A 15,908-nucleotide genomic window follows, 5' to 3' on the forward strand; every position below is an offset into this window, starting at 1 on the left:
CCATCTCCGACGACGGCAGCGCCCCGCCGGAGGTGCTCGCCGCAGAGCTGCGGCTGAAATTCGACTACACCAGATCCGTCGGGCCGACCATCGGACGCTTCCTCACCGGGCTGCGTTCCGGGCGTGTCGTGGGCGTGCGCGGTTCCGACGGCCGGGTCCTGGTGCCGCCCGCCGAATACGATCCGGTCACCTCGGACCCACTGACCGAATTCGTCGACGTGGCCGACGTGGGCACCGTGCAGACCTGGTCCTGGGTACGAGAACCCTTGCCGGGCCAGCCCTTCGACCGGCCCTTCGCCTGGGCGCTGATCCGGCTCGACGGCGCCGACACCGGTCTGCTGCACGCGGTGGACGTGGCCTCGCCGGACGACATCCACTCCGGCCTGCGGGTACGGGCCCGCTGGGCGGCCGAGCGCAGCGGCGGCATCCACGACATCGAATGTTTCGAGCCCGGTGAAACCTCCACCGCCCCGGCCGATTCCGAGGACACCGCGGCGCCGGTGACCGGCATCGTGACCCCGGTGGACCTGCGCTACAAGCACACTGCCTCGCCGCAGGAAACCGAATTCCTGAAGGCCATCGCCGACGGCCGCCTGCTCGGCGCCCGCGCCACCGACGGCAAGGTGTACTTCCCGCCGCGCGGCGCCGATCCGCGCACCGGCGAGCCCACCGACGACTACGTCGAACTATCCGACATCGGCATCGTCACCACCTTCTGCATCGTCAACGTGCCGTTCCAGGGTCAGCGCATCACACCGCCCTACGTCGCTGCGTATGTGCTGCTGGACGGCACCGACATCCCGTTCCTGCATCTGGTGCTCGGCTGCGCGGTCGACGAGGTGCGCATGGGCATGCGGGTCAAGGCGGTCTGGAAGCCGCGCGAGCAATGGTCCTACGACGGCCTGGACAACATCTCGCACTTCGAGCCGACCGGCGAGCCGGACGCCGAATACGACACCTACGCGCACCACCTCTGAGCGGGGCATGGTGTGCGATCCCGCGCGGCCCGCGCGTCCGGCCGACCGGATGCCGGTGTCCCGCGTCGACACAGAGAGCGGAATATCTTGAGCGACAGAGCAACCGATATCGCGGTGGTGGGTTTCGCCCACGCCCCGCATGTCCGGGAGACCTTCGGCACCACCAACGGCGTCGAGATGCTGACCCCGTGCTTCCGGAAGTTGTACGACAAGCTCGGCATCGGCGTCGGCGATATCGACTTCTGGTGCTCCGGATCCTCGGATTACCTTGCCGGACGCGCCTTCTCGTTCATCTCCGCGATCGACTCGATCGGTGCGGTGCCGCCGATCAACGAATCGCACGTGGAGATGGACGCCGCCTGGGCGCTCTACGAGGCCTGGGTGAAACTGCGCTCCGGACAAGCGAAGACGGCCCTGGTGTACGGATTCGGAAAGGCCTCGGCGGGCACACTGCGGCAGGTGCTGACGATGCAGACCGATCCGTATCTGGTGGCTCCGCTGTGGCCCGATGCCGATTCGATCGCCGGGCTGGCCGCCCGCGCCGGACTGGACAGCGGCCGGTGGACCGAACGGGATCTGGCCGCGGTCGGCGCGACCGATGCGGCCGAGATCGACAAGCGCCTGGCCGCACCGTATGTCACCGATCCGCTGCGAGCGCACGACATCGCCCCGATCACCGACGGCGCGGCGGCCATCGTGCTGGCGACCGGTGACCGGGCTCGCGAACTGTGCGAGCGGCCCGCCTGGCTGACCGGCATGGCCCATCGCATCGACACCCCGGTGCTCGGCGCGCGCGATCTGACCGATTCGCCGTCCACCCGGGCAGCCGCCCGAGCCGTCACCGACGGCGACGCCGCCGGCTTCGACATCGCCGAACTGCACGCCCAGTACAGCCACGAGCAGCTGATCCTGAAGGAAGCGATCGGCCTCGGCCCGAGCACGCGCATCAACCCCTCCGGCGGCCCGCTCGCCGGCAACCCCATGTTCGCCGCCGGGCTGGAGCGCATCGGTTACGCCGCCACCGCCATCATCGACGGCACCGCGAACCGGGCCCTCGCCCACGCGAGCAGCGGGCCCGCGCTACAGCAGAACCTCGTCGCCACTCTGGAGGCGCGATGAGCGCCGCCACCGGGAGACGGACTATCACCGGGAGACATCAGAATGCCTGAACTCGCCGCAGTACTCGGCACCGGCCAGACCCATCATGTGACGAAACGCGCGGATGTGTCGATGGCCGGAATGTGCAGGGAGGCAATCGATCGCGCACTCGCGGACGCCGAGCTGACGATGGCCGACATCGACGCCGTCGTGGTCGGCAAGGCGCCGGACCTGTTCGAGGGCTCGATGATGCCGGAGCTGTTCCTCGCGGATGCGCTGGGCGCCACCGGGAAACCGATGTTGCGCGTGCACACCGCCGGTTCGGTCGGCGGTTCCACCGGCGTGGTCGCCGCCAATCTGGTGCAGGCCGGCGTGCACGGCCGGGTGCTGGCCGTGGCGTGGGAGAAGCAGTCGGAATCCAATGCCATGTGGGCACTGTCGAATCCGGTGCCGTTCACCAAACCGGTCGGCGCCGGTGCGGGCGGTTATTTCGCGCCGCACGTGCGGGCCTACATCCGCCGCTCCGGGGCGCCGCTGCACGTCGGGGCCATGGTCGCGGTGAAGGACCGCCGCAACGGCGCCAGGAATCCGCTGGCCCATCTGCAACAGGCCGACATCACCCTGGAATCGGTGCTGGCCTCCCAGATGCTCTGGGACCCCATCCGTCTCGACGAGACCTGCCCGTCCTCGGACGGCGCGTGCGCGCTGGTACTCGGCGACGAGACCGCCGCCGCGGCCGCCGAGGCGGACGGCCGCACGGTGGCATGGGTGCACGGCACCGCGATGCGCACCGAACCGCTGGCCTACGCGGGCCGCGATCAGGTGAATCCTCAGGCCGGCCGGGACGCGGCGGCCGCGTTGTGGAAGCAGGCGGGCATCACCGACCCGCTGGCGGAGATCGACGCCGCCGAGATCTATGTGCCCTTCTCCTGGTTCGAGCCGATGTGGCTGGAGAACCTCGGCTTCATGCCGGAGGGCAAGGGCTGGACACTCACCGAATCCGGCGAGACCGAGATCGGCGGAACGCTGCCGGTCAACCCGTCCGGCGGGGTGCTGAGCTCGAATCCGATCGGCGCCTCCGGCATGATCCGGTTCGCCGAGGCGGCGAAGCAGGTCATGCGGCGCGCCGGCGACTATCAGGTCGAGGGTGCGCGCAAGGCCCTGGGCCACGCCTACGGTGGTGGCTCGCAATACTTTTCGATGTGGGTAGTGGGATCGGAGAAGCCATGACCGACACTGCGGTCGACCATCCGGCGCGGGTCGCGGGCCGCGCCTCGCAGGCCGCCGTCCGCGCGCGCGACAAGGCCGCCTGGCTGGACCTGTTCGCCGCCGACGGCATCGTCGAGGATCCGGTGGGCCCCTCGCTGTTCGACCCCGAAGGCGTCGGACACCGTGGCCGGGACGCGATCTCGGCGTTCTGGGACAAGGCCATCGCCATGGCGGACTCGATCGAATTCCTCTTCGAGGACTCCTTCGCCTGCGGCAACGAGGTCGCCTACACCGGCCTGATCCGGACCGTCATCGGCGGCCAGATCGTCGACGCGCACGGCGTATTCACCTACCGCGTCGACGATTCCGGCAAGATCGCCGCCCTGCGCGCGTTCTGGGAGACCGAGCGAGCAATGGCGACCATGCGTAGTGCTTGATTGCTTCGGCTTCGCCTCGCTGTTTGCGGCGCGGTGAGAGTCGGGTCGGCCGGTGAACGACGAGAGGAGGGCCACCCTCGGGTGGCCCTCCTCTCGCTGCGGATTCAGTGCGGCACGTGCGACTTCTGGTAGTCGACCCGGAATTCCTTCATGCCGTTGAGCCAGCCCGAGCGCAGGCGGCGAGGTGGGGCGACGGCGGTGATGTCGGGCAGGTGGTCGGCGATGGCGTTGAAGATGAGTTCGATCTCCAGGCGGGCCAGGTTCGCGCCGATGCAGAAGTGCGCGCCGGTGCCGCCGAAGGACACGTGCGGGTTGGGGTCCCGCAGGATGTCGAAGGTGTACGGGTCGGTGAACACCTCTTCGTCGAAGTTCGCCGAGCGGTACAGCAGCACCAGCCGCTCGCCCTTCTTCAACGGCACGCCGGACAGTTCGGTGTCGGCCAGCAGGGTGCGCTGGAACATGCTCACCGGGGTGGCCCAGCGGATGATCTCGTCGGCCGCGGTGACCGGGCGCTGCTTCTTGAACAGCTCCCACTGGTCGGGGTTCTCCAGGAAGGCGTGCATGCCGTGCGAGATGGCGTTGCGGGTGGTCTCGTTGCCCGCCACCGCCAGCAGCATCACGAAGAAGCCGAACTCCTCGGAAGTCAGTGCCTCGCCGTCGATCTCGGCCTGCACCAGATCGGTGACGATGTCTCCGGCGGGATTGGCCTTGCGATCCTCGGCCATCTGGTAGGCGTAGCCCAGCAGCTGGGCCGAGGCCATCACCGGATCGGCGTCCATATCCGGATCGTCGTAGCCGGTCATCTCGTTGGACCAGGTGAAGACCTTCATCCGGTCCTCCTGCGGCACCCCGATCAGATCGGCGATGGCCTGCAAGGGCAGTTCGCAGGCGACCTGTTCGACGAAGTCGCCCCCACCGGATTCCGCGGCGGCGCGCACGATCCGCTCGGCGCGCGCGGACAGTTCGGCCCGCAGCCCGTTGATCACCCGCGGGGTGAAGCCCCGGGAGATGATCTTGCGCTGCTTGGTGTGCTCGGGCGGATCCATGTTGAGCAGGATCAACCGCTGCATATCGATGTTCTCGCGCGGGATGTCGTCCTGGAAGCGCGGAATCGCGGTGTTCTCGTAGGTGGAGAACACGTCGCTGCGCCGTGACACCTCCTTCACGTCCGCGTGCCGGGACACCACCCAGAAGCCTTCGTCGTGGAAACCGCCGATCTCCGGGGCCTGCGGATTCCACCAGATCGGCGCGGTCCGGCGGAGTTCGGCGAACTCCTCGACCGGCACTCGCTGCGCCCACATCTCGGGATCGGTGACATCGAAACCGTCCGGCACGTTCGGCCGCGCGGCACCAGCCTCTACCACCAGCTGACTCCTTCACGTAACTGGAACACGTTCTATGGCCATTGCAGCACAGGCCGGAGGACTAGTAAAGACACTCGCATTTCCGGCCTGAGCTAGCATCGAACTTGTTTCAGTTTTTTGCTACATGCAAGGGGAAGGAAGGCTCATGGGCACACCCGTGATCGTCGAAGCGGCTCGGACCCCGATCGGGAAGCGTGGCGGCTGGCTGGCCGGACTGCACGCGGCCGAAGTCCTGGGGGCCGCGCAGCGCGGCGTCATCGAGCGTGCCCACCTGGATCCGGCACTGGTCGAACAGGTCATCGGTGGCTGTGTCACCCAGGCCGGCGAACAGTCCAACAACGTCACCCGCGTCGCCTGGCTGCACGCCGGGTTGCCGTGGCAGACCGGCGCGACCACCATCGACGCGCAGTGCGGGTCGGCGCAGCAGGCCAACCACCTGGTCGCGGGCCTGATCGCCGCCGGCGCCATCGATGTCGGGCTCGCCTGCGGCGTGGAGGCGATGACCCACGTGCCGCTGGGCGCCAACCTCAACACCGCGCAGGCCGGGCCGCGCCGCCCGGCGTCCTGGAACATCGACATGCCGGATCAGTTCGGCGCGGCCGAGCGAATCGCCAAGCGGCGCGGCATCACTCGCGCGGATGTCGACCAATTCGGCTTGCGCTCACAACAACTGGCCACGCAAGCCTGGGCGGAGGGCCGCTTCGAGCGCGAGGTGCTCACCGTCACCGCACCGCAGGTCGACAAGAGTGGCGCGCTCACCGGCGAAAAGCTGGACGTGACGCGCGATCAGGGCCTGCGCGACACCACGCTGGAGGGCCTGGCCAAGCTGAAGCCGGTGCTGGAGGGCGGAATCCACACCGCGGGTACCTCCTCGCAGATCTCCGACGCGGCCGCGGCCGTCCTGCTGATGGACGAGCAGGTCGCCGCCCGGCACGGACTGCGCCCGCGCGCCCGCATCCGCACCCAGGTCCTGGTCGGGGCGGAGCCGGAATTCCATCTGGACGGACCGGTGCAGGCCACCACCCGGCTGCTGGAGCGCTCCGGCATGAGCATCTCCGACATCGACCTGTTCGAGATCAACGAGGCCTTCGCCTCGGTGGTGCTGTCCTGGGCGTCGGTGCACGAACCCGATCCGGACAAGGTGAACGTCAACGGCGGCGCCATCGCGCTCGGTCACGCGGTGGGCAGCACCGGATCCCGGCTGATCACCACCGCGCTGCACGAGCTGGAGCGCACCGGCGGGACCACCGCGATGATCCTCATGTGCGCCGGTGGCGCACTTGCGACCGGCACGATCCTGGAGCGGTTGTAGAAACAGGCGCTTCACGTGGGCGTTGTTGAACGTTCATCCCCGTAGACCCTCCGGGTGGTGTACACCACACAATACTCAGTACAGAGTCTTGTATGAGACAACAGCTATCTTTTGGCTACCATTCGGAGGGTCGCGCCCACCCTCCCGACGGGCGAAAACCCGCTCCGGCCTGCGGTTCCCCAGTGCCGTTGGGGTACCCCGCAAACGCCGAGGCCGACATCCGTTCCCGAACCGGACGTCTGGAAGCTTCAAGGAAATCGCGAATCAGGCGTAGGTTTTCAGTTACTCAGCCGCTAATATCAATGATACGTATCCGAGATAACGACTGTTAGTACAGCGAAGGGAATTGGGCGGCTCACAATGGCTGATTTCGCGGCGCGGCTGAACAAGCTGTTCGAAACCGTGCATCCCCCGGGGCGCAAGCCGCACACCAATGCCGAGGTGGCGGCAGCGTTGACGGCCTCCGGCCATCCGATCTCGAAACCGTACCTCTCGCAGTTGCGGTCGGGACAGCGGACCAATCCGTCCGACGAGACGGTGGCAGCGCTGGCGAAGTTCTTCAAGGTCAAGCCGGACTACTTCTTCAACGACATCTACGCGGCCAAGATCGATCACGATCTGGAGCTGCTATCCCAGCTGCAGGGCTACGGACTTCGTCGGTTGTCGAGTAGGGCCTTCGACCTCTCGGAGGAATCGCAGAACCTCCTGACCTCGATGGCAGAGAAGCTGCGGGCAAGTGAGGGCTTGCCGGAGATCCCGCCGGACGGCACGGAATAACCAGGGCCTCGGGGCAACACACAGTGCGGTGACCACCGCGCTGTGTTTGTTTTGGGGGTGATTTCGGCTCACACCGAAGCGAGACCCGCTTCGGTGTGAGCCGTGTCCGTGCGCCGCTTCCGAGGTGGTCTCCCATCGCCGGCACAGAACGCCGCACTGTGATCCAGGACATAAAACCACCCGGTCGGGCGAACGCCCGGCAGTATGTGATTGCAATTGTTCGTACGCTTTTCGTTTGCACGCCATGGGTCCGCCTCAGCCTCCGGTCTTCCGGAAGGCCCGGGCGATGGCACGGACCCAGCCGCGCGGGCTCAGTCCCTCCGGCGGTGCGAGCCAGCGGGCATCGAGTGCGACCCCACCCGACGGGTCGTGCGCCCAGCGCGCGACCAGGTTCGCGCGCTCCCCGATCGAGATCGGTGGCGGGCCGAGCGGTACCAGTTCGACCCCGCTGCCGGACTGTAGATACATCGCGTCCATGATCTGTGTGACCTGGTCGGAGGCCTTCAGCTGAGTGGTGGAACCGGTCCCCTCCCGGGCCACCACCTCGGGGAACCGCCCGACCAGCGTCCGGTGCAAGGCGCGAATCCGCCGCAGCAGCAGGCGCGCCCGCGCCCACAGCTCGATCACGATCCACACCGCCCCCACGGCGATGACCACACCCGCCACCAGCCAGGCCGGCCAGAACCAGCCCGGGGCGCCCGGCCGGGCCGGGGCCCGGCCCAGCAGCAGCCGCCGGATCGACAGCGCCGCGAGCGCCCCCACCGCCACGGTGCCCGCGGTATAGAGGGCGATGCCGCGTCCGAGCGCCGTCCAGTCCAGATTGCGCAGCCCGGTCACCGCGATGAATCCGCAGGCCAGCACGGTGATCACGAAGCCGCACAACATCGACCACCCGATCGTGGCGCCGACCGCGAGCAGCCCGGCGAGATGGATCGACCACGCGATCGTGCGCAGATTGCGCCGGGACACGACCGGCCAGGCCGCGGCGGCCACCACGGAGGTCGCGACCGCGAACTCCAGCCAGGCCGCCCCGGTCACCCGGTCGCCCAGCGGAATCCCGTCGATGCCGCCCGGCAGCAGGTGGTCGACGGCGACCGCCACCTCCGGGATCGACACCGTCACGGCGACGGCCACCGCCGTCACCGCCACCACGATCGCGACCCGGGCCGTGGTCGCCGGTTTCACCAGCACCCGCCCGACCCGGCCGCCCGCGGCCATCCAGATCACCAGTGCCGCCATCCAGAACGTCATCCCAGCGCCTCGTCGAATCGAAGGACCGAGACGCCCGCGCCCCGGCTGTGGAACACGCGCAACCTGGTCATCAGCATGCTGGCGAAGGTCTCCGCCTCCCACTCGGCCCGCTCATCGGGCCCGTCGGCGACCATCTCCTGGTGCGCGCGCCGGTTCAGCATGTAGGCGATCAGATCGTCACTCGCCGCGAGCGTGACCTCGGCGGCGATCTCACCGGGATGATCGAAGACGATGTGCCCCAGCTCGTGCGCGAGCGTGTGCTCCCGGCTGGGCAGCCCCGCGGCCAGCACGATCACATCCTTCTCGGGATAGATGCGGCGCTGACCGCACACCCCCGGGGCCAGGGCGCCGGAGGCGATCTCGATCGGCCGGCGCCGCTCGGCGGAGATCGCGAGCACCACCTCGTCCAGCGTGGTGGCGTCGAAATCGGCGGCCACCGCGCAGACCGCGTCGACCGCGGCCGCCACCCGGCGATAGGACCGGCTCGGTGGCCGGCTGTCGTTGGTCACTCACACCCCCTCGTCATGCCCGTGGAAAGAACACCGCACGTGCGGCATCGACGCGGGCCTGCGCCGCCGCCGCACTCCGGAACCCGACCGCCCCCGACCCACCCGCCGCCAGCCCCATCGCGATCAGCCCCCCGACCACGGCGAGGACCCGCACCGGCGGCAGCCCCCCGTACTCCGCGACCGGCCGCACCTCCGGCGCCGCCCGCACCCCCGGCACGGGCATCGGCACCGCCGGCACCGCCACCGGCGCCTCCTCCGATCCCGACGGCGCCGGGACCGCGACCGGCCGGACCGACCACGGCACGGCCCCCGGCACCACACCCGGCAACGGCGGTACCGCCAACTGCGGCTCCGGCACCACCGGCGCGGGCGGCGCTGGCAGAAGCAACAACAACAGCGGCGACGCCAGCGCGGCCGACCCGACCGCGGCCGATCCCACCGCCGCCGACCCGGTCCCCACCAGCCCGGAACCCGTTGCAGCACCGGCCGACCCGGTCCCCAACACCTCCAGCAAGGCCGACCCCGTCGCCGCACCCGCCGACCCGACCGCCGCCGACCCCGTTCCGAGCACCCCCGACAAGGCCGACCCCGTCGCCGCACCCGCCGACCCGACCGCCGCCGACCCCGTTCCGAGCACCCCCAACAGGGCCGACCCGGTCGCCGCCCCCGCCGACCCCACTCCAGCCGAACCCGTTCCCAGCACACCGGCACCGGCCGAACCCGCCGCAGCGGATCCCGTGCCCAACGCCTCCGCCAGCGCGGCGCCACTACCCACAGCGGCCGAACCCAGCGCCGCCGAGCCCGTCCCCAACAGACCCGCGAGCACAGCAGTGCCACCGGCACCGGCCGAACCCACTGCGGCCGAACCTGTCCCCAGGGCATCGACCGGAGCAGCACCGGTACCCGATCCGCCCGAATCCGCCCCGACGGCGCCCACCGATACCACCTCGCCATCGGCATCAGCCGAATCCGCTGTGGCCGAACCCGTTCCCGGCTCACCCAGCAGCGAGGACCCAGTCGTGCCCGAGTCCGAACCCAGCGCCTCCGTCGTTCCGACCCCACCCTGATCAGCCGCACCCGGACCGATGCCCGGCGGCACTCCACCGGCCGACCCCGTTCCCAGAACATCCGGCAGCACAACACCGCCGATCACAGGACCCGAACTCGCCCGCGCCGTTCCCCTGTCACTCTGCTCGGCCACATCCGTATCCGTTTCCGGCCCATCCAGCGGAACCCCACGGTGCACAGCCGCACGCCCCGCCGCGCCGGGACCGGTACCCAGCGCCGCGGCGACGGCCGCATCGGCGATCGACGACGCGGCGTCACCGGATTCGATTGCAGCCGAATCGGATCCCGGTGACTCTCGCCATCCGGCACGATCCGCGGCACTGCTGCTCGCGCGGGCCGGATCCGACACCGTCGGATCCCCCCGGACCGCGCGACCGGGCCACATCGGTCTCGAACCGACGTTCGGCAGGCCCGACAGCCTGTCGGCGTCGAGCCCCACCGTCGTGGCCGGGCCGGGTGGGACGTTCGGGGTGATGGCGCCGGTATCCGGCGGCGCGGCTTCGGCGTCCGGGGTGGGTGAGTCGGTGCCGAGTGGGGTCAGCAGGGCCGCGAAGGCGGTCGGGGCCGACTCGGGGTGAACGTAACCTGTTGCAGCTGTATCGAATCCGGTGGCCAGGGCGCCGAGGAGGGTCGCGAATCCCGCCGAGCGGGTGTCGCGCAGGGCGGCTGGGACGCGGGCGTGCGGCGAGCGGGGCGGGAAGCCGGGGTATGGCAGGGTGACGCCGGTTCGGCCGAAAGAGAACGGCCGCGTAGGTGGTACCGGAGCAAGGGCCGGGGATTCGATTTCCACTGCCGCGGGGGCGGCGGGACCGGACGAGACGGCGCCGAACAGAGCGCCGGGGGTGGGATCGGGCGCAGAAGCCGCGATAGTGCCCGCTGAATGCGACGAATCGGGCACAGGAGCCGGGCGGCCGGGTATGTACAGGGTGCGCTCGGACGGTTCGTCTGTGGGGCATTGCGGGCATGCGGGCCGGGCCTCGGCGACCAACGGGCCCAGGAATCCGTACCCGGCCACGACCCCGGCGACCGCCGTGACACGCACCAAGCGACCCAGAGTCATGCGCTTACCTTTCCCCTCATCGTGTAGAGCGCAGAACGTCACCCGGGTTGCGAGCTCATCCGGGACTTCGATGGAGCCGACATCATGCTAGCTTCCAAACATTTGCCAAAACATTGAATTTGTATGATTTGCCCCACTTTTCACCGCGAACAGCATGACCGTCCGACTGCTGACCCAGTCTACTCGCAACAAACCGGACACGAGATCGTATCGGGCCACGCACGTTCCGGGCCGAGGATCCGCCCGGACAGCGGTCATTGCCACTCGCACAGGGTTATTCGGTGCGAGAGTGGCTGCGGATCGAACATCGTCGGAGCAGGACGGAGCGGATCGTCACGCGGCGCTGCGGTGACTCGGCAATCTTACAGACAGCTTCCGGGATCGGAGGTGTTTCATTTCGCTCAGCAATCATCTCGCACCGATTCGACACCGGCCGGTCGGTGGGTGAGACCTCCGGCGCCGCAGCCGCATCGGCGGTCAGCCGGCGGTGCGGAGCGCCAGCGCGCGGAAGATCTCGTCGGTGCGGGAACCGGGATCGGCGCAGTAGAAGATCATGCGCTGATCGGTGTCGGCGATGTGCATGACCTGACACTCGAATTCCAGCGGACCCCACTGCGGATGCGCCACCCGCTTGCGGTGGGCGCGGCGCACCTCGACATCGTGGGATGCCCACAGTTCCGCGAAGTGCGTTGAGGTACCCAGTAATTCGGTGACCATGCGGTTCAGGCCGGGATTGCCCGGATAGCGGGCGTAGGCGGCACGCAGATCGGCGACGGTGGATCGGGCGAAGGCCAGCGCCGCCTCGTCGCTCCAGACCCCGTCGGGCGGCACCGCCCGGAACATCCAGCGGATCATGTTCCGTTCGGCACCGGGCAGCGCGTCGAGATCGCCGATGAAGTGCACCGCGAGCGCATTCCAGGCGAGGATGTCGTAGGTGGCGTCGACCACATAGGCGGGCGTGGCCACCAGATTGGCCATCATGATCCGAATCGAGTGCGGCACGGTGCGATTCGGGCCGATCACGATCGGCGGCTGCTCTCCCGCGATGCGGTACAGGTACTCGCGCTCGTCGGCGGTCAGCAGTAGCGCGCGGGCCAGCGCGGCCAGCACCTGCCGCGACGGGCTCGCCCCGCGCGCCTGTTCCAGCCGGATGTAGTAGTCCACCGACAGCCCGGCCAGTTGCGCGACCTCCTGGCGGCGCAGACCCGGTGTGCGCCGGTGGTTTCCGAGGTCGGGCAGGCCCACGTCGGCGGGGCGCAGCCGGGCACGGCGGGTGCGCAGGAAGGCCGCGAGTTCGGCGCGATCACTCATCGGCGGCATCCCTTCGCTCGTCTGCGCTCCAGTGTCGGCCATCGCGACCGCCGGTGGGTGGTACAACTCGGTCCTCCCTCCCGGCGCGCGCGGCGCGAACAGTGGGGACATGACCGAAACCGCTCTGATCACCGGTGCCAACAAGGGCATCGGCTACGAAATCGCCCGTCAGCTGGCCGATCACGGCTTCACCGTACTGGTCGGCGCCCGCGACCGGGAGCGCGGCGAGACCGCCGTGGCGAAGCTGCGGGCCGGCGGCGCCGACGCCCAGCTCGTCCCGCTGGACGTGACCGACCCGGATTCCGTCGCGCGGGCCGCCGCCACGATCGAGGCCGACTTCGGCGCGCTCGACGTGCTGGTGAACAACGCCGCGATCGCGGGGCCGTACGAGGGCGACGGGAAGCCGTCCTCGACCACGCTGCCCACCCTGCGCCAGGTCTTCGAGACCAACGTGTTCGGCGTGGTCGCGGTGACCAACGCGATGCTGCCGCTGCTGCGCCGCGCCCCGGCCGCGCGCATCGTCAACGTGTCCAGCGAGGTCGGTTCGCTCACGATGACCACCGATCCGGACGGCCCGCTGTGGCCGATGGCGGCCATTCCCTATCCGACCTCGAAGACCGCGCTCAACATGATCACCGCGCAGTACGCGAAGGAGCTGTGGGACACCCCGATCCGGGTGAACGCCGTCAACCCCGGCTATACCGCCACGGATCTCAACGGCCACAGCGGATTCCGCACGCCGGCCCAGGGCGCCGAGCCGATCGTGGCGGTGCTCACCGCGCCCGCGGGCGGCCCCAGCGGGCAGTTCACCGGATTCCGCTGGGGCGCCGCCGACGGCGCGGAATTCGGCTCGTTGCCCTGGTAGCGGGCGCTGCCGCGACCGCGCCGAACCGCCGCCGCCGGACCGCTCGGCGCGCCGCTCGGCGGACGGTACCTCAGGCTCCGTAGACAGGCTCCGGCGCAACCGATTTCGCGATCAGATCCCGGACCGCGGCGCCGAGTTCGGCGGGCTCCCAGCGCGCGCCGCGGTCCACCGGGACGCCGTGCCGCCAGCCGTCGGCCAGCGCCACCCGGCCGCCCTCGACCTCGAACATGCGGCCGGTGACGTCGGCCGATTCGGCGCTGCCCAGCCAGACCACCAGCGGCGAGATGTTCTCCGGCGCCATCGCGTCGAAGCCCTCGTCCGGGCGGGCCATCGTCTCGGCGAAGACCTGTTCCGTCATCCGGGTGCGCGCGCTGGGCGCGATCGCGTTGACGGTGATGCCGTAGCGGCCGAATTCGGCCGCGGCGGTGATGGTCAGGGCGGCGATACCGGCCTTGGCCGCGCCGTAGTTGCCCTGGCCGACCGAACCCTGCAGGCCCGCACCGGAACTGGTGTTGACGATGCGCGCGGCGACCGGACGGCCCGCCTTGGACTCGTTGCGCCAGTATTCGGCGGCGTGCCGCATGGTGGCGAAGTGACCCTTGAGGTGGACGCGGATCACCGCGTCCCATTCGTCCTCGCCGAGGTTGACCAGCATCCGATCGCGGACGATGCCCGCATTGTTGACCAGCACGTCCAGGCCGCCGAAGGTCTCCACCGCCTGGCCGATCAGCCGCTTCGCCCCGGCCCAGTCCGCGACGTCGTCACCGTTGACCACGGCCCGGCCGCCGAGCGCCTCGATCTCCGCGACCACTTGTGCCGCAGGGGAATCGGCGCTGGGCGCCCCGTCCAGTTCGGCGCCCAGATCGTTGACGACGACGTTCGCGCCCGCCGCCGCGAAGGCCAGCGCGTGCGCCCGGCCGATGCCGCGTCCCGCGCCGGTCACGATGACGGTGCGGCCGGCGCACAGGGTGGTGTTGTCGGTCATGTCGGCTGTTCTCGTTTCGCTCGGGCGCTGCTGCGCGGTCGAATCTCGGTGGGCGGGAGACTGTCCCGCATCGGTCAGTGTCCGGCGGTCTCGACATTGCCCGCGGTGGCGGCGTCCAGGAAGGCCGGGCGCTCGCCGCCGCCGTGCACCAGCAGCGAGCCGCCGGTGACATATCCGGCCAGTGGCGAGGCCAGGAATGCCGCACAGCGGCCGATGTCCTCGGGGGTGGCCAGCCGGCGCAACGGCACGGTGTCCGCGACGGCGGCGATGCCCGCCTCGTCGCCGTAGTGCAGGTGGCTGCTCTCGGTGCGGACCATGCCGACGATCACCGAGTTGAGCCGCACCTTGGGCGCCCACTCCACCGCCAGCGAGGTGACCAGGCTGTCCAGCCCGGCCTTCGCCGCACCGTAGGCGGCGCTGGCCGGGGACGGGCGGTGCCCGGAGACGCTGGAGATCATCACGATCGAGCCGCCGTCGCGCTGCTGCTGCATGATGTTGTTGGCCTCGCGCGAAACCCACAGCGGCGCCATGAGATTCAGCTGAACGATCTTGTCGTGATAGTTCGGGCTCGCGGTGGCCGTGGGCGCGAACGGGGCGCCCCCCGCGTTGTTGACCACGTGATCGAGGCGGCCGTGCCGCGCCACGACCGCCTCGATCAGTTCCCGCACCGCGTCGGCATCACGCACATCGCAGGGCAGGAACTCCGCCGTGCCGGCGGCGCCGCTGATCGGCGCCTGCGGGGGGCGGCGTGCGCAGGTCACCACGTGGGCGCCGGCGTCGAGGAAGACCCGGCTGATGCCCGCTCCCACGCCGCGCACTCCACCGGTGACCAGGACGACGGATCCGGAGAGATCCACTTCGATTGCCACCGTGCTAACCTACCAAGCACTTGCTTGTTTTGCCAACGAATGGACATGCGATGGGGATCAACCGTCACACCGAGACCTCGGGGATCGAGGTCGTCACGATCGACTTCCCGCCGGTCAACGCGTTCCCGGCCGCGGGCTGGTTCGCACTCGCCGACGCGGTCCGGGCGGCCGGGCGGGATCCGGAGACCAAGGTCGTGGTGCTGCGCGCGGAGGGCCGTGGCTTCAACGCCGGGGTGGACATCAAGGAGATCCAGCGCAATCCGGGCCACCAGACCCTGATCGACCACAACACCGGCTGTTTCGAGGCGTTCGGCGCGGTGTACGACTGCGAGGTGCCGGTGGTGACCGCGGTGCAGGGCTTCTGCCTGGGCGGCGGCATCGGCCTGGTCGGAAATTCGGATGTGATCGTGGCGTCCGAGGATGCCACTTTCGGCCTGCCCGAGGTGGAGCGCGGCGCCCTCGGCGCGGCCACCCATCTGTCCCGGCTGGTGCCGCAGCATCTGATGCGCACGCTGTTCTTCACCGCGGGCACCGTCACGGCCCAGCAACTGCACCACTTCGGATCCGTGTACAAGGTGGTGCCGCGAGCCGAATTGGACGCCGCCGCACTGGAAGTGGCGAAGAACATCGCCACCAAGGACGGCCGGGTGATCCGGGCCGCCAAGCGTGCCCTCAACGGTATCGACACCCAGGACGTGCACCGCAGCTACCGATACGAGCAGGGTTTCACCTTCGAACTGAATCTGGCCGGAGTGGCCGACGAGATCCGCGCCCGGTTCGACGAGGACCTGGCGGCCCGGAAGGCGGGGAAATAAC

The 15,908-nt window shown here is 69.6% G+C and carries 15 protein-coding genes; 8 read left to right on the plus strand and 7 right to left on the minus strand.

The window, feature by feature from the left end; genetic code table 11:
• The first annotated feature begins 2 nt into the window (after positions 1-2).
• From LBW94_RS13850 to LBW94_RS13865, 4 genes are all read left to right on the plus strand, one after another.
• Positions 3-977 carry a Zn-ribbon domain-containing OB-fold protein gene (locus tag LBW94_RS13850; protein ID WP_416276898.1) on the plus strand — a complete coding sequence of 325 codons (975 nt, stop codon included), beginning with the start codon at positions 3-5 and terminating at the stop codon, positions 975-977.
• Between the two features lie 87 nt (positions 978-1,064).
• Positions 1,065-2,096, plus strand: a complete 1,032-nt coding sequence (locus LBW94_RS13855; protein ID WP_225054023.1) for a thiolase domain-containing protein — start codon at positions 1,065-1,067, stop codon at positions 2,094-2,096.
• A gap of 42 nt (positions 2,097-2,138) precedes the next feature.
• Entirely contained in the window at positions 2,139-3,305 is a 1,167-nt protein-coding gene (locus LBW94_RS13860; RefSeq protein WP_225054022.1) for a thiolase domain-containing protein, read from the plus strand.
• Positions 3,302-3,721, plus strand: coding sequence for a nuclear transport factor 2 family protein (locus LBW94_RS13865; protein ID WP_225054020.1), 420 nt, complete (start codon positions 3,302-3,304; stop codon positions 3,719-3,721). Before LBW94_RS13860 ends, LBW94_RS13865 begins: the two co-directional genes overlap by 4 nt.
• Before the next feature lie 104 nt (positions 3,722-3,825).
• Here the strand turns inward: LBW94_RS13865 and LBW94_RS13870 are convergent, their stop codons facing one another.
• On the minus strand, positions 3,826-5,022 hold the full coding sequence (locus tag LBW94_RS13870; protein WP_225054431.1) for a cytochrome P450: 1,197 nt from the start codon (positions 5,020-5,022) through the stop codon (positions 3,826-3,828).
• A 208-nt stretch (positions 5,023-5,230) separates the two neighbouring features.
• Here LBW94_RS13870 and LBW94_RS13875 point away from each other — a divergent pair, with 208 nt between their 5' ends.
• Positions 5,231-6,397, plus strand: coding sequence for a steroid 3-ketoacyl-CoA thiolase (locus LBW94_RS13875; RefSeq protein ID WP_225054018.1), 1,167 nt, complete (start codon positions 5,231-5,233; stop codon positions 6,395-6,397).
• Between the two features lie 360 nt (positions 6,398-6,757).
• Entirely contained in the window at positions 6,758-7,174 is a 417-nt protein-coding gene (locus LBW94_RS13880; RefSeq protein ID WP_011207048.1) for a helix-turn-helix domain-containing protein, read from the plus strand.
• A gap of 255 nt (positions 7,175-7,429) precedes the next feature.
• On the opposite strand, the gene LBW94_RS13885 is transcribed toward LBW94_RS13880, so the two are convergent.
• The 4 genes from LBW94_RS13885 to LBW94_RS13900 all read right to left on the minus strand — a co-directional run bounded on the left by LBW94_RS13885 (position 7,430) and on the right by LBW94_RS13900 (position 12,373).
• Positions 7,430-8,425: a hypothetical protein gene (locus LBW94_RS13885; RefSeq protein ID WP_225054017.1), complete on the minus strand. Its 996-nt coding sequence runs from the start codon at positions 8,423-8,425 to the stop codon at positions 7,430-7,432.
• Complete coding sequence (locus tag LBW94_RS13890; RefSeq protein WP_225054015.1) at positions 8,422-8,934, minus strand: ImmA/IrrE family metallo-endopeptidase; 513 nt, start codon at positions 8,932-8,934, stop codon at positions 8,422-8,424. Before LBW94_RS13890 ends, LBW94_RS13885 begins: the two co-directional genes overlap by 4 nt.
• A gap of 13 nt (positions 8,935-8,947) precedes the next feature.
• On the minus strand, positions 8,948-9,790 hold the full coding sequence (locus LBW94_RS13895; protein ID WP_225054014.1) for a hypothetical protein: 843 nt from the start codon (positions 9,788-9,790) through the stop codon (positions 8,948-8,950).
• 1,749 nt (positions 9,791-11,539) lie between these two features.
• Complete coding sequence (locus LBW94_RS13900) at positions 11,540-12,373, minus strand: helix-turn-helix transcriptional regulator (RefSeq protein WP_225054012.1); 834 nt, start codon at positions 12,371-12,373, stop codon at positions 11,540-11,542.
• A gap of 109 nt (positions 12,374-12,482) precedes the next feature.
• Here LBW94_RS13900 and LBW94_RS13905 point away from each other — a divergent pair, with 109 nt between their 5' ends.
• Positions 12,483-13,238, plus strand: a complete 756-nt coding sequence (locus LBW94_RS13905) for an SDR family oxidoreductase (protein ID WP_225054011.1) — start codon at positions 12,483-12,485, stop codon at positions 13,236-13,238.
• Between the two features lie 70 nt (positions 13,239-13,308).
• Here the strand turns inward: LBW94_RS13905 and LBW94_RS13910 are convergent, their stop codons facing one another.
• Positions 13,309-14,223: an SDR family oxidoreductase gene (locus LBW94_RS13910; RefSeq protein ID WP_225054009.1), complete on the minus strand. Its 915-nt coding sequence runs from the start codon at positions 14,221-14,223 to the stop codon at positions 13,309-13,311.
• A gap of 74 nt (positions 14,224-14,297) precedes the next feature.
• Positions 14,298-15,092, minus strand: coding sequence for an SDR family oxidoreductase (locus tag LBW94_RS13915; protein WP_416276883.1), 795 nt, complete (start codon positions 15,090-15,092; stop codon positions 14,298-14,300).
• A 50-nt stretch (positions 15,093-15,142) separates the two neighbouring features.
• On the opposite strand from LBW94_RS13915, the gene LBW94_RS13920 reads away from it, so the two are divergent.
• Positions 15,143-15,907 carry an enoyl-CoA hydratase family protein gene (locus LBW94_RS13920; RefSeq protein WP_225054008.1) on the plus strand — a complete coding sequence of 255 codons (765 nt, stop codon included), beginning with the start codon at positions 15,143-15,145 and terminating at the stop codon, positions 15,905-15,907.
• Position 15,908: the final 1 nt, after the last annotated feature.

Origin of the sequence: Nocardia sp. alder85J (genome assembly GCF_020176955.2) — a bacterium.
Taxonomy (GTDB): domain Bacteria; phylum Actinomycetota; class Actinomycetes; order Mycobacteriales; family Mycobacteriaceae; genus Nocardia.

Excerpts from the sequence above, each read along its gene's own strand:
- LBW94_RS13870 (WP_225054431.1), bottom strand. The coding sequence starts at position 5,022 with ATGTGGGCGCAGCGAGTGCCGGTCGAGGAGTTCGCCGAACTCCGCCGG.
- LBW94_RS13880 (WP_011207048.1), top strand. The coding sequence starts at position 6,758 with ATGGCTGATTTCGCGGCGCGGCTGAACAAGCTGTTCGAAACCGTGCAT.
- LBW94_RS13865 (WP_225054020.1), top strand. The coding sequence starts at position 3,302 with ATGACCGACACTGCGGTCGACCATCCGGCGCGGGTCGCGGGCCGCGCC.
- LBW94_RS13905 (WP_225054011.1), top strand. The coding sequence starts at position 12,483 with ATGACCGAAACCGCTCTGATCACCGGTGCCAACAAGGGCATCGGCTAC.
- LBW94_RS13910 (WP_225054009.1), bottom strand. The coding sequence starts at position 14,223 with ATGACCGACAACACCACCCTGTGCGCCGGCCGCACCGTCATCGTGACC.
- LBW94_RS13875 (WP_225054018.1), top strand. The coding sequence starts at position 5,231 with ATGGGCACACCCGTGATCGTCGAAGCGGCTCGGACCCCGATCGGGAAG.
- LBW94_RS13920 (WP_225054008.1), top strand. The coding sequence starts at position 15,143 with ATGGGGATCAACCGTCACACCGAGACCTCGGGGATCGAGGTCGTCACG.
- LBW94_RS13860 (WP_225054022.1), top strand. The coding sequence starts at position 2,139 with ATGCCTGAACTCGCCGCAGTACTCGGCACCGGCCAGACCCATCATGTG.
- LBW94_RS13885 (WP_225054017.1), bottom strand. The coding sequence starts at position 8,425 with ATGACGTTCTGGATGGCGGCACTGGTGATCTGGATGGCCGCGGGCGGC.
- LBW94_RS13900 (WP_225054012.1), bottom strand. The coding sequence starts at position 12,373 with ATGAGTGATCGCGCCGAACTCGCGGCCTTCCTGCGCACCCGCCGTGCC.